Source organism: uncultured Methanobrevibacter sp. (assembly GCF_902769175.1).
GTDB lineage: Archaea > Methanobacteriota > Methanobacteria > Methanobacteriales > Methanobacteriaceae > Methanobrevibacter.
In genome coordinates, this window is sequence record NZ_CACXNW010000008.1 from 42,339 (window position 1) to 56,770 (window position 14,432).

The window sequence follows — 14,432 nt, forward strand, 5'->3', positions numbered from 1 at the left end:
TGTTTTCTGCATTTTGGTATGTTTCTGTAGGTATTAGTTTTATTAGATATTGTAGGTATGGATTTTTATTAATCTGGATCCATAGGTAATTTGATGTCATGAAGTTAGTTATTAGTTGGTTGCCGAGAGGTTATTTTCAGATGGGTTTTCTCCCCAATTGAGGATATTAGATCCATATGGGTTTTGTTGTAAGTTTTGATTGTTTTGATTGTTTTCATTGTTTATGTTGTCTGTGTTGATTTCGTTTAAGTTATTGTTTATTCTGTTGGCAATATTTATTACATTGTTTTGTTGTTGGTTTTGGTGCATTAGGATTTGTGCGGATATTATGAAGTTAATTGTGGTCATAAGATTTAGGACATCTGTAAGGCTTGTTTGTGGGTTGGCGCCCATTTGGATTAGGATTTTGCTGTAGTAGTTTATGAGGTTGCTGTATTCTCCAATGTTTTGTATGTTTTGTATGTTTTGCAGTTGTTGTTGGAGGTAGTTTATGGTATCTTGGACTAGTGGGCTTTGGTTTGGATTGTTTATGTTTGGGTTTGGGTTTTGGTTTGAGTTTTGGTTTGGTATGTTTTGTGGGTTTCCGCCATCTGCTCCGTTTTGGTTGTCTGGTTGTAGGATTCTTTTGACTATTTGGGATCCACTGGTCCAACCTAGGCGGCCCCAGCTGAATCCGAGGTAGGTGAATGATAGTACATTGTTCCATAGGTTGCTGTAGTCATGGTATGCTCTGCCTTCAAGGTATCCGTAGAGCATTCCTGCTGTAAAGCCGATTCCTGCGCCGGCTATGGATGCTCCGATGAATCCGAGGACTGTTGGGGCTGCGACTCCGATACCATAGCCTGCTCCGAAGGATAGGAAGGCTGTTCCTGCGATGAATGCGGTTTTTATCATGTCTGTTTTGAAGTTGGACCATGGTTTGTCGAATTTTACTTTTGTTAGGTTGTTGTCGTATCCTATTATTGCGCAGTTTCCTGTTGCGAAATTATAGATTTGGCAACCTTTTGTCTCGTTGAAAGTGGAGTTTAAGCATGTGACGGATCTTCCATTGTTGTGGATGAGTCCTTTGTCGTCGTAATCGAATGAGTTGTTCCAGAATCTGCTGTTGTAGATGGCTAGTGTACCTAGGTTGTATATGATTTCGTTATTGCATTTGTTGTTATATATGCTGCAGTTTGTTAGACTGAGTGTTCCTTCGTTTCTTATGGCTTGGTCTCCTCCATTTTTGTTGTGGAAGCTGCAGTTGGTGAATGAGCTGGTTCCTTTGTTTTTTATGATTATGTTATTGAATTCGAAGTTTATGAAGTTCATTGTGGTTGATTTTGCAATTTCTAGTTTGTTGAATTGTATGTTGTGTCCGTTGTTTTGGAAGATTATGGTCATTTGGCGTTGGAATTCTTGGGTTATTGTGAAGTTGTAGTTTCCTGTGAAGTTGATGATTATGCAGCTTGCTGTGTGGTTTTTGAGGTAGTTTATTAGTTGGCTGTAGCTTGTGTTGTCGTTGATGTTGAAGGTTTTGTAGTATTCTTCTTCGTTGTTTGTTTCGATTGTTTCTTCGTAGATGCTGTTTCCTTTTAGGCTGATGTTTTTCTTGTCGGTTTGGCTGCATTTGAGGTAGGAGTCTTTCATTTGGCCGGTAGGTCCTGAACAGTTTTTAAACTCTATATATGATGAGCTTTCTGCATAGAAGTCGTCTGCATCGTCATCTCCTTTGTTGCCGGTGAATATGCAGTTGTGGCAGATGACTGTTCCTCCAAGGGATCTGAATGCTCCTCCAAGGTCTCCGTCTAGGGTTGTGTAGTCTATTATGTTGTCTTTGAATGTGGTTTGGTTTGCAAAAACGTTTCCTGTGACCATTAATGCTGTGTTGAAGTTTTTCAGTTCTAGGTTGTTCAGGGTTAGTGAGCCGTATTTTCCTATGTATGCGAAGTGGTAGTCTTGGTCTTTGTCATTGCCTTTGATACTGATTGTTGCGCCGTTTCCGTTGATTGTAATTGGGCAGTATCCTACATCTAGGAGGTAGCGGTCTTGGATGAGGTCAATTGCCATTTCATGGTCATAGTCTTTAGCTCTCCAATTGCAGCCTCTGAGTTTTCCGTAATCCTTGTCGAAGACATATTCTCCTGGTTCCATGTTGATGATGACTTCAGTTGCATTGATGAATGTGTTTAATGTCCATAGTACTTGTTTTAATTGTTCAATGTTGGAGATGTTGGCTACCCATGTTTTGTTGCTTGAGAATATTTCATCATCGACTATGCTGAAGTAGGCGTTCTGTGATATGAAAGAGTCTGATAGTATTTTGTGAACGCTTTTGTAGTCGCTGTCGTAAATGATGGTTGTGGTGTAGCTGTCACAGTAGAATGAGTCTGTGTATATTGTGCCGCTTATGTCTTTGAAGATGTTTAGGGAGTATGGTTCGGCATATAGTATGGATCCGTCCATGTGTGTTTTACCTAGTCCATAGTATTGTGCGTTGTTGTCGTAGAAGCTGCATTCGTCGAAGAATATTGTGTTGTAGTTGTGGATGATGGTTCCTGATCCCCAGAGTTTTACATCGAATTTGTATGCTTCGTTGTTGGTGAATGTGCAGTTTTTGCATTGGAGGGTTCCGTGGTTCATGAAGCAGTGGTCGAAGTTGCTTATGTTTAGGTTGTAGAGGTTGGTGTTTGCTTCAGAGCCTATGTACATGAAGTTTATGTCATGTGATCCTTTGATTGTGGCGCCGTTTCCGTTGATGATTAGTTGTCCGTATGCGAATCTGCTGGCATAGTCCCATTCCTGGTCGCTGTATACATCGTCGTCTAAGGTGTATGTGATGTTGTTTATGAGGTTTAGTTTCACTAGGTCGTATTTGTTTTTTTCTGCTAGTGTTTTGAATTGGTCCATTAGTTCGGTGCTGTTGTGTATTGTGCTTTCGTAGAGCAGGTAGATGTTTCCGTTGTTTTCTATTATCAAGTATGTGTTGTTGCCAATTTCTGCTATGTGTTTTCCTTCTTTGAATGTGAAGTTGTACTTGTTAAATTTGCTGACCATGTGGGATCCAATGCTGTTTTGGTCTAGTGATATCCATGTTCTGGTTCCTATGCTGATTGCTTCGCTAGCTGCTAAGTCATACATTTCTTCATCGGTATATACAGTCCAGACGAGTAGGTTTCCTGTGAAGTTTAAGTCTAGTGGTAGGGTGCAGCTGGCAATTCCTTCTTTTGTTATGTTGCTGAAGAGTATTCTGTCGTATATGATGAAGTATACGTTTCCTTTTTTGATCGGGTTTCCTTTTTTGTCGGTTATTTTGATGTTGTAGGATTCTCCGAGGTCGTATAGCTTTATGTTTTCGAAGTGGATTTGGATGTCACGTTGGTCCATTGGTACTTCCTTGACTTCTATGTTTTGGTGTGCTATTAAGGAGTCTTCCTCTTCTTCGTGGGAGGTGTAGATTGATATTATGTTGTATGTTCCTGGGGTGTTGATTGTTGTGTGTAGGTTGAATGATGCATAGCCTCCGTAGTCGATGTTGGATGTGCTTGCTAGTTCGTGGTTTACGTAGAAGTTTATTTTTCCTATAGTGATTGGGTTTCCGTTTTGGTCTACTACTTTGACTTTGTAAGTGTCATGAAAATCATATTTTGTTATGTTGGATGTGATGATTTCATAGGGTTCTTGGTCTGTGTTGTTTGTTAGGCTGTGTTCTTTGAAGGGGTTGTAGTTGTTTTCGTTCCATTGGTTGAAAAGGGTGTCATCTTCGTCCCATTGGTCGAAAAAGATGTCTTCTTCATCCCATGGGTATGTGTTGTCTTGGTTTCCTTGGTTAAAATAGGTGTTGTTTTGGTTCCTTTGGTTCTCCATCTCAGAGTTGTCTTTTAATTGGTTTTTTAAATAGGAATGTTCTTCATCGTAGGGCATTTCTTTGATGTTTCCTTGTGATTCGATACTCAATTCCTCATAGTTGTTTAATGTATCGACATTAAAATTAGTGTCTTCTACAGTTAAGACATTTGTGTTGTTGCATAGATTCATATCATCAGATGCTGATGCAATTCCTATTCCTAGGATAAATATTAAAAATATGATTAATATTTTATCGATCTTCATGTTTTAACCCCATTTTCAAAAATTTATTTTTTTAATTTCAAATCATTTTTTAGCTTTAGCAGCTAAGCTTTTGGGGAGTATTAAGATAATTCATAAAAACCAATTTAGATAAAATTAGAAAGTATCTCCAAATATTGCCATTAATTAAAATTTGGATATTATATTTAAATTATATCATTAATTTAAAAATATGATAACATCTTTAAATATAAAAAATGTTTTTCATAAAGCATTTTTTGCATTTAAAAATTATATTGTTATTTTTTTAGTTTTTATTCAAATTAGTAATCCCTTTTCAAGACATAAATATGGTCTTAATTATAAATTATTATATCTTGAAGTTTATATAAATGTTTTCGAGTGCAAGTGCTTGCTCACATCGTTTAAATGGACAATAAGGTTTTTTTGAGGATTTGGGAATATATTTTTTCTTTATATGTCTTTTTGGCTTTTCATGGCCTTTACTTTTACATCATTGTTCTATTGGGAATGTTTCAATTCCTTTTTTAAATTCTCAACTTGCTCAACCATAGATGTTATTTGCTTTAGCTCAGATGTAATCATGGTGCTTATTTTATCGTAATTGCTTGCATTGAGGTAAATACATATTTTTTTTATTTATTGGCTATAGCACTTCGCACTATCTCATAATCATCTTCTTGTTTTTATAGATTGTCTTTAGGGAGTATTATTGTTTCGTCTTCTTGTTTTTCTCATTTTCAGGGTTTATGTTGTTGTCATTGTTAGAATTGATATTTTCAAGCAATTCGTTTAATCTCAATATAAATATTTGATACTGTAATCTGTGAGGACAACTTTCAAGGGTTGTCACATATTTATTATATAATGCATCAATTTCTTTATTTAATTTTTCTGGATTGTTTGCTTTAATATTTTTTACATGATCTTTTGCAGTTTTGCCTTTTTCATGCATTGTTCAAAGTCTTTAATATTATCTCCTTCAATATTTTCTCTTTTGATTACGAATTTTTCATTGTTTTGGCTTGGATTAATATTGCCATAAACCAGTTTGTATGAGTCAATAATTAACTGATTTAAATGGTCTACGAGATTATTATAAATAACATCATAATTAGATCCCTTTAAATTGCTATTACTACTATACTTGGAATTTAATTCGTAGGCATACATTTTATTTTTTTCAAATAATTCTTGATTATATTTGCCTATATTATTTGAAAATCTCACTACATTCTCATATGCAGATTCAATTGAATATAGAATCTTGTTGAAGTTTTTTTCTTTATCTTGGCTGTTGAAAGTCCCTAAGGCTTCTTTTTCTATTAGCCAGTTGTCAAGTTCAATATAATCAATGTAATCATTTGGATTTATTTCTTTAAACAAATCATTCAATGAGTCGATTAAATTATTATATTTGGATGCATAATCTTCATTTTCATGTAGCGGTAAAAATGTTCCATTGATTTTATCTACGCTCTCATTTAATCGTTTAGCTAAATTCTCATCCTTCTTTTGTATTGTTTCAATGTATCTCTTTGCATTGGCAATTGCACCCTCCATAACCTTGGTCATAAAAAAGTTGCTATTTTTTTTAGTCCCTATGTCTTCTTTATGAATTTCGAAGAGTCCTCCCTGTTGATTTGGTGCATTATTGTCTTCATTGCTTGAAAAATGATTTTTAATGTAATCAAAAATCTTTTTTCGTGTTTCTTCATCTCCTTTTTTTGAAATCTCTATTTCCAGTTTCTTCATGTCATTTTCATAAAGTTTATTTATAACATCTTTGGCAATCAGTGGATAGGTCTCTTCAATTTTCTTCCAAGACTTTTTAAATGCACGATAATCTGGATTTTCGTTGCTTATAAGGTTAATTTCCTCATCCTCTATGATTTTCTCGTTTAAGATGTTTTCAATGTCTTTTAATATTTGTTTTTCACAGATATCTTTATTTAGATTGGCTTCTTTTAATATATTTAAAAGCCTATTTTTAAAATCATTTACTTTGTCTGCATAATAGTTTTCCCTTATTCCTGCATTTTCCATTAATTTTGAGAATTCTTTGTATGCACAGAAAGTGTCCACTGCATTAGTATAAAGGGTATGTGCTAATACTTCTTCAAGATTTGGCTCTAAAATACTCTTTGTAACAGTTTCGTAGATTTCCTCAACGGTTAATTTATAAATGTATTCTTCTGGGATTTTCTCGCTAATGCCAATATCTTTATCCTCTTTTTTGTAGAAGTTGGCACGGACAAAGTCTATGATGTTTTGACGAATTGTTTCATATCCGTTTTCCGGATCTCCTTCAATGATTGCATATTTTAATAAGTTCTCATGTTTTCCAAATAAGTAGGACTTAATTTCTTTAGCGATATTTGGGTATTTTTCTTCTATTAAATCCCATGATCCATATAATTTCCGGAGTGAGTCTGAGATGACATGATGTTTTTTTGTAGGGTTGATTGTCTTGTTTTTCATGATTTTTTTGATTTCGTTGTATTGGTCATCTGTTAAGATGCCTTCTTCTTCAAGTTTTTCTACATGGTCATTGTTCAATTTCTTTAAGAATTCAAGTATCTCTTTACGTGCAGCCTCTACATCATAATTATGTTTTTTAATGAATGCTGGTATGTCTCCTATAATTAGTGTTTTGTTGACATTTTCATAGATTTTTGGATATTCTATAGCAAATTCTTCCAAAGCAACTATAAATGGGTTTACATCACCATTTTCATCCTGAACTATAATACTTTGTTTTTTGTACTCTTTGCTATTGATAATTTCTTCAATCTTACTCATTTCATCTGAGCTTATAATTGCTTTCATATCATCGTTATTTATTGACGGTTTCACCTCCTCGTTATTGTAAATCTTTTCTAAATAGTCAATAATCTCCTTGCGCATTTCCTCGAAATTGTTATAATGACTTTCTATATATTCATCCATGTTCTTTATGACATTGTCTAAAATATTTTTATAAGCCTCATGATATTCTTCGTTTAGTTTATTCAAAGCCCCTCGGAAATGACTTTCATCCTTATTATATGTATTAATGCTATTTGGTTCTTCATACTGGTAGTTCTCACTGTTGATAATCTCTTTCATCTTCTCTAAATTCTTATTCTGTTCATCTTCTCCCTTATCATTAGGTTTTTCTTTTTTGTATTCGAGGATTTTGTTGTGAATGTCATTGTACAATTTGATTATTGTGTTTTTGTCTTGGATGGAGTTGATGAAGTTTTCATATTCCTTGAAGCTGTTGTAGTGGATCTTCTTTTCTTTTAGGATGTCAAAAACGCAACCGAATCTTTCAGATGAATGGTATGCTCTATAAAGATTATTAAGGAATAGATCTTTCATTTGATTAATGTTTAATGCATTTAAATCAATCTTATCATCAAATACATGGTATATTGCAAGATCCATTATTTCATGATATATTTCAGCAAAATAACCAATCTTATTTTTATATAGTTTCATATTCAATATGTTTGGATTTCTCTTATTGTTATTATAAGTGTCCCAAAAATTGATAAAGTATGCTAATTGACTGTATATTTTAGACTTCATTTCAGCTAAGTCTGCTTGAGTGTCTAAATTATCAATGGTATTCTCGTCTAATTGATTGATTATGACATTAATTTCATTGTCCAATACTATTTGAGAATTCCTATGCTTTCCCAATTGGTCAAAAATATCAGAATATTTCTTTAAAAGAGTGGAATATTCTAATTTTTCTTGCTTTTTAACCCATTCATTGAAATTTTTGGTTTTATCTAAAATGCCATTCATTATATCGTCATATAACTCAGCTTTGATATTTTTCAAGTAAATTAGGTCATGCTCCATTTCTGCAATTATTTGTTCTTTATCCTTTTCATTATCCTTTTTGCCAATATTCATAAAATACTGTTTTTTGTTAAAGATATTATTAAGGAAATTTTCATTATCTATTAATCTGCCAATAGTATAATTAACACTTTCAAATATGATATTATTGTCTTTGTCAAGAATTCCTAACTTTTCCATTATTATTTTCATTGTATTCATTGTCTCATTGCAGAATTCATAATAATATTCATTAATCACACCCTCAATATTGACATATCCGTTATAGTCCTTATCAAATTTCCATTGGCTATCTTGTATGTTTTGAATTCCATATTTTTTTTGGAACCATGTTGTTAAAATATGATGGCCTACTGGACATGCTATTTTAAATAAGTTTATTCTATCTATAAGACCTGTAGCATCAATTTCACTAAAAGTTAGTGTTTTGATAGGATTTAGCTGACCTAATCTATCTAAAACTTCTTCTTTATTAGGTAGTTCTGCTACAATCTTATCGTAGTAATCTTTAGCTGCATAGGACACCTTCACAGTAATGTAACCAGATCCTTCAACTAAAAACATCTCCTTGAAGTTAACATTTGGTTCTGTTATATCTGTATTTATATACTTATTGAAGAGTAATATGAATATGATATTTGAAATATTCATTTTTCTTTTATTTTGTTCATTAGGCATTAACTCATTGTCTAAATTTAATGTTCTCCAAAATATCTCTTCATTCAATTTCATTCCAGGGGTTTGATAAAGTACAGTAAACTTAAGATATAATTTAGTAATTAGTTCTTCATTTGTTAATTGATTGTATGATTCTAGATCTATATGATTTTTATTTTTAATATTATTCTCTATTTTATAGAATATGTCATATTGTTGTCTTAAATAATAATATTGATTATATATTTCAGTTAATTTTTTAAGTTCATTAGTATTGCCATAATGAAGAATTTTTATGAAATAGGTCAAATTGTTTTCATCTTCAAGATTAGGCATATACCTATTAATTAAATAAAATTGTGCCAAGTCCTTAATTAATTTCTCCGCAATCAAATTTGAATCCATTTCAGAGATATCATTGCTGAAAATATTTTGATTATTTTTTGTAGTCATCAGAACTCTATAAATGTCAGTTAGTTGGTTAAACTCTGCTATTGAATAATCCTTAATATTCCTTAGTTGATATAATTTTTCCACATAAGATTCAATAGCTACTCCATTTAATTCAACACCATCAAATGCTTTAATCAATTCATTGCATTGTTCATATAAATATTTATTAACAATTAATTTATCTTTATCATTAAGGGCACAGTAGGCAAGCCTGTAGTTATCTAACAAGTATCTTATTTGATAAAAATAAATGTAGTCTTCGTTTATATCAGATTTCCTATATTCAGATAAATCCTCAGAAATGGATTCATATAAATATTTTAATTTTGTTACCATTAATTTAACTTTGCTAGCCTCATTATATGACTGGCCTAGAAGGTAATATTCCTCATTGAACCATTCGTCAAAGTCTTTGTTTTCAAGATTATCCTCTAGAATTTTTTCATAAAACTCAGTGTCTACCAACTTTAATATATTCAGCTCATATTTTATTTCACTTTTAATTTGTGTTAGTGCATTTTCAGGCATATGAGAAATATATGATTCCCGTTTAAATATGCCGTTGTATATATTTTTTTTAATGGAGTCGGTGTAATTAAATGAGACCATATTATTGTAAGTGTCATAATTGATGTCAATTGTGTTATTTATATCTATTAGTATGTTGTAGCAATACCATAAATAGTCGATGTTGTCTGTTCCTATGTTGTTTTCGTATTCTAAGTTCATTGAAGTGTATTTGTCGTAGTCAGGGTTGTTTTTTGCTATTTTGCTGCCTATGTCCTTGTAAAGCTGTTCGATTTTTTCCTTTATTATGGTTTGTGTATCCTTGTCCTTATTATTCACATCGGTTTTCTTTAGTCCACTATTGCGGAAAGCTTTGGTGAATTCTTCTTCGGCGTTTCGATAGATTCTTTCCCATGTAGTTAATATAATGTTTCCGCTGTCATTAAAAAGTCTGTTGATTGCGTGAGGTGTTGCACGAGGGCCCCAGGTATCATAGAACAGTCGTAATGTGGTTGTAAGTGAGTTGTTCAAGTTGTGGAAGCCATAATTATGTGCGCCGTTGTATAAATCCCAAAAGTCACTGAAGAACCTTAAAACTCTATCTGTATGGGTTATGTTGTTGTCAGCATGACTGTATGTGCTTGAATAAATTCTATCCCTTAAATATCTTAGATTCTCATTGCTATCGATGCTCATCATCAAGTGATTTGATTGGGTTAGGAAATCGCTTATTAAGCCGCTTGATATGCTTATAAATGGATTTGGGTATTCTTGTCCTCCAAAGATTATGTTATTGTTTTCATTGTTGTTTATATTGTTGTTTGCATTGTTGATAATATTGATTGCATTATTTGATTGTAGGTTGTTGTTCATTAGATTATGTGTGGATATGATAAATTGGATTGTGGCTAGGAAGTTTAGCATATCATAGAGGGTTGTATGAATGTTGTTTGCCAGTGAGGTAAATGTTTTTGAATAATAATTGATTAGGCCAGGGTATTGGTTGTTTAGTGCTTCAAGGTTTCTCATTTCTTGTTGTATGTAGTTGTTTAGAGCTTCTCTGTATATCGGGTCTTGGTATAGGTCATTTGGGTTGCCGTTTCTGCCTAAATTCATGTTAGTAAAGTCTTGGGGGTTTTCGCCTCCATTGGCTCCGTTAGGGTTATTGAGGTCTAGCATTTTGTTTCGTATGGATGAGTAGGTGGACCATCCGATATTGCTCATGGAAAGTCCTAATAAAGTGAATGATAATGCATTGTTCCAGAGATTGCTGTAGTCATGGTAGGCTCTGCCTTCTAAGTAGCTGTAGGTGAGTCCACCTGCAAATCCGATTCCCGCACCTGCTATGGCTGCTCCGATGAATCCCATGAATGTTGGAGCAATGTATCCGATTAATGAGCCTGCTCCGTATGATATGATGCAGGTTCCTAGGGTAAATGCGCCTTTTATAAATCCTGTTTTTGCATTGGACCATGGCTTGTCAAATTTGACCTTTGTTGGGTTGTTGTCGTATCCTATTATTGCACAGTCTCCTGTAGCGAAATTATAAATGTGCCAGCCTTCTGTCTCATTGAAAGAGGTGTTTAGGCATGTGACAGATCCGCCATTGTTGTGGATGAGGCCTTTGTCGTCATGGTCAAATGTATTGTTCCAGAATCTGCTGTCATAGGTGGCTAATATGCCAAGATTGTATATGATTTCGTTGTTGCAGTCATTGCTGTATATGCTGCAGTTGATTAGTGTAAGTGATCCTTCGTTTCTTATGGCCTGGTCTTCTCCGTTTTTGTTGTGGAAGCTGCAATTGACGAAAGTGAGGGTTTCCTTGTTTTCGATTTTGGTATTGTTGAAGTCGAAATTCATGAAGTTCATTGTGGTTGCTTGTTTGAATTCCAGTTTATTGAATTTGATTGTGTATCCGTTGTTTTGGAAGATTGTTGTCATTTTGCGTTGGAATTCTTTGGATATTGTGAAGTTGCAGTCTCCTGTGAAGTTGATGAATAAGCATGTTGTTGTATGATTTTTTAAGTAGTTTATTACTTCATTGTAGCTTTTGTTGTCACTGACGTTGAAGATTTTGAAGCATTCCTCTTCAGTGTTTGTTTCGAAGGTTTCTTCGTAGATGCTGTTTCCTTTGAGATTGATGTTTTTCTTGTCTGCTTGACTGCATTTGAGGTGGGAGTCTTTCATTTGGCCGGTAGGTCCAGAGCAGTTTTTAAACTCGATATATGATGAGGATTCTGCGTAGAAGTCATTGGCATCATCATCGCCATCGTTGTCTATGAACTTGCAGTTGTGGCAGATGACTGTGCCTCCGAGGGATCTGATTGCTCCTCCGCGGTCTCCGTCTAGGAATGTGTAGTCTATTATGTTGTCTTTGAATGTGGTTTGGTTTGCGACAACACTTCCTGTGACCATTAATGCTGTGTTGAAGTTTTTCAGTTCTAGGTTATTGAGGGTTAGGTGGCCGTATTTTCCTATGTATGCGAAGTGATAGTCTTGGTCTTTGTCATTGCCTTTGATGCTGATTGTTGCTCCGTTTCCGTTGATTGTGATTGGGCAGTATCCTATGTCTAGGATGTAGCGGTTTTGGATGTAGTCTATTGCCTTTTCATGGTCCTGGTCTTTGGCTCTCCAATTGCATCCTCTGAGTTTTTCAAAATCCTTGTCGAAGACATACTCTCCTGGTTCCATGTTGATGATGACTTCAGTTGCATTGATGAATGTGTTTAATGTCCATAGGACTTGTTTTAATTCTTGAATGTTGGAGACGTTGGCTACCCATGTTTTGTTGCTTGAGTATATTTTGTCATTGACTATGCTGAAGTAGGCGTTCTGTGAGATGAATGAGTCTGATAGTAGTTTGTGGACTTCTTCGTAATTGCTGTCGTAAATTATGGTTGTGGTGTAGTTGTCGCAGTAGAATGAGTCTGTTTTTATTGAGCCTATTATGTCTTTGAAGATGTTTAGGGAGTATGGTTCTGCGTATAATATGGATCCTCCCATTTCTTCCTTGCCGAAGGCTGAAAATTTTGCTTCATTGTCATAAAAGCTACAGCTGTCGAAGAATATTGTGTTGAAGTTATGGATAACTGTTCCAGAGCCCCAAACCTTTACGTCGAATTTGTATGCTTCGTTATCTCTAAAGCTGCAGTTTTTGCTCATGAGGTTTCCGTGGTTTATAAAGCAGTGGTCGAAGTTGCTTATGGTTAGGTTGTAAAAGTTGGTGTTTGCCTCAGTACCGATGTACATGAAGTTTAAGTCGTAGTTTCCTTTTATTGTGGCTCCGTTTCCGTTGATGATTAGTTGGCCACTGGTTATGCTGCTGGTGTAGCCCCATTCTTTATCGTTGAATATTTGTTTGTCTAGTATGTATGTGATGTTGTTTAGAAGGTTTAGTTTCACCACGTCGTATTTGTTTTTTTTTTGGGATAGTGTTTTGAATTGGGACATCAATTCCTCGCTGGAGTTGATTGTGGTTTCATATAGGAGATAGCAGTTCCCGTTGTATTCTATTATTAGGTATGTATTGTTGTCGATTTGGCCTATGTGTTTGCCTTCTTTGAATGTGAAGTTGTACTTGTTTAGGTTGTTGACCATGCGTGATCCGATTGTGGTTTGGTCTAGTGATACCAATGTTTTGGTGCCTATGCTGATTGCTTCGCTAGCTGCTAAATCGTACATTTCTCCATCAGAATATATTGTCCAGACTAGGATGTTTCCTGTGAAGTTCAAGTCTAGTGGTAGGGTGCAGGTGGCGATTCCTGCTTCTGTTATGTTGCTGTAGAATATTCTGTTGTAAATGAGGAAGCAGGCGTACCCTTTTTTGATTGGATTGCCGTTTTTGTCTGTTATTTTGACGTTGTAGGTTTCCCCTAGGTCATATAGTTTTTTGTTTTCGAAGTTGATTATGATGTCACGTTCGTTCATTGGGATTTCTTTGACTTCTACGCTTTGGTGTGCTATTAATGAGTCTTCTTCTTGGGCGGTGTAAATTGAGATTATGTTGTATGTTCCAGCAGTATTGTTGATTGTGTCTAGGTTGAAATATGCGAATCCTCCATTGTCGATGTTGGATGTGCTTGCTAGTTCATGGTTTATGTAAAAGTTTATTTTTCCTGTTGTGATTGGGATTCCGTTTTTGTCTACTACTTTGACTTTGTATGTGTCATGAAAATCGTAACTTGTGATGTTGGCTGTGATGATTTCATAGGCTTCGTTGCTTTTGTTTTTTTTTTTTTTTGGTGGTTTTTGATGAAGCCATAGATGTTTTCATCCATTAGGTCATCTAAGTGGTTGTTGCTTTCGTCCCATTGGTCATTTAAGTCGCTGTTGCTTTCGTACCTTAGGTTGCCTAAGTAGATGTTTTTGTCCCATTGGTTCTCTATTTCGGAGTTGTCTTCATTTTCTTGGTTTTTTAAAGGAGGTCGTTCTCCTTCGTTGTGTGTTTCTTCGATTTTTCCTTGTAATTCGTGGCTTATTTCATGTTGGTCGCTTAAAACATTGACGTTTATATTTGCATCTTCTAAGCTTGTTATGCCTGTGTTGTTGCAAATTGTTTGGTTGTCAGTTGCGGATGCGATCCCCATTCCTAAGATTAAGATAAAAAATATTATAAATAGTTTGTTGATTTTCATGTGCACAACCTTTTTTTATATATATTGGTTATGTAGAAAGCATTATATAAATTATTTCGAGTGTAAGTGCTTGCTTGCATGTCCAAATCTTAAAAAAAGAATGTTTAATGCTTATTTTCATAAAATAATGTTTGAATTGTTTTATTTTTGCTTATATGTTTTTAAAAAATGTTTTTTTCAGTCCTTATTTGAAGATTTTGGAAAATATATTTCATAAAAAAAGATGCATGTAAAAAAAAAAAAAAAAAAAAAAAAAAA

The 14,432-nt window shown here is 34.2% G+C and carries 8 protein-coding genes; 4 read left to right on the forward strand and 4 right to left on the reverse strand.

The window, feature by feature from the left end; translation table 11 throughout:
• Positions 1–111: 111 nt before the first annotated feature.
• Positions 112–1,857 carry a hypothetical protein gene (locus QZV12_RS03745; protein ID WP_295617417.1) on the reverse strand — a complete coding sequence of 582 codons (1,746 nt, stop codon included), beginning with the start codon at positions 1,855–1,857 and terminating at the stop codon, positions 112–114.
• Between the two features lie 171 nt (positions 1,858–2,028).
• Here QZV12_RS03745 and QZV12_RS03750 point away from each other — a divergent pair, with 171 nt between their 5' ends.
• The 4 genes from QZV12_RS03750 (at position 2,029) to QZV12_RS03765 (ending at position 3,864) form a co-directional block, all read left to right on the forward strand.
• The gene (locus QZV12_RS03750; protein WP_295617420.1) at positions 2,029–2,172 is read left to right on the forward strand and encodes a hypothetical protein; all 144 of its coding nucleotides are present in this window, start codon (positions 2,029–2,031) and stop codon (positions 2,170–2,172) included.
• Between the two features lie 732 nt (positions 2,173–2,904).
• Entirely contained in the window at positions 2,905–3,063 is a 159-nt protein-coding gene (locus QZV12_RS03755; protein ID WP_295617423.1) for a hypothetical protein, read from the forward strand.
• Between the two features lie 471 nt (positions 3,064–3,534).
• Complete coding sequence (locus QZV12_RS03760; RefSeq protein ID WP_295617426.1) at positions 3,535–3,681, forward strand: hypothetical protein; 147 nt, start codon at positions 3,535–3,537, stop codon at positions 3,679–3,681.
• A gap of 3 nt (positions 3,682–3,684) precedes the next feature.
• Positions 3,685–3,864 (forward strand): hypothetical protein, encoded by a 180-nt coding sequence (locus tag QZV12_RS03765; protein WP_295617429.1) that lies wholly within the window; start codon positions 3,685–3,687, stop codon positions 3,862–3,864.
• A gap of 916 nt (positions 3,865–4,780) precedes the next feature.
• Here QZV12_RS03765 and QZV12_RS03770 read toward each other — a convergent pair.
• The 3 genes from QZV12_RS03770 to QZV12_RS03780 all read right to left on the reverse strand — a co-directional run bounded on the left by QZV12_RS03770 (position 4,781) and on the right by QZV12_RS03780 (position 14,126).
• Positions 4,781–5,026, reverse strand: coding sequence for a hypothetical protein (locus QZV12_RS03770; RefSeq protein ID WP_295617432.1), 246 nt, complete (start codon positions 5,024–5,026; stop codon positions 4,781–4,783).
• On the reverse strand, positions 4,990–13,467 hold the full coding sequence (locus tag QZV12_RS03775; RefSeq protein ID WP_295617434.1) for a hypothetical protein: 8,478 nt from the start codon (positions 13,465–13,467) through the stop codon (positions 4,990–4,992). The genes QZV12_RS03770 and QZV12_RS03775 overlap by 37 nt, the downstream gene beginning before the upstream one ends.
• A 218-nt stretch (positions 13,468–13,685) precedes the next feature.
• Positions 13,686–14,126 (reverse strand): hypothetical protein, encoded by a 441-nt coding sequence (locus QZV12_RS03780; RefSeq protein ID WP_295617437.1) that lies wholly within the window; start codon positions 14,124–14,126, stop codon positions 13,686–13,688.
• Positions 14,127–14,432: the final 306 nt, after the last annotated feature.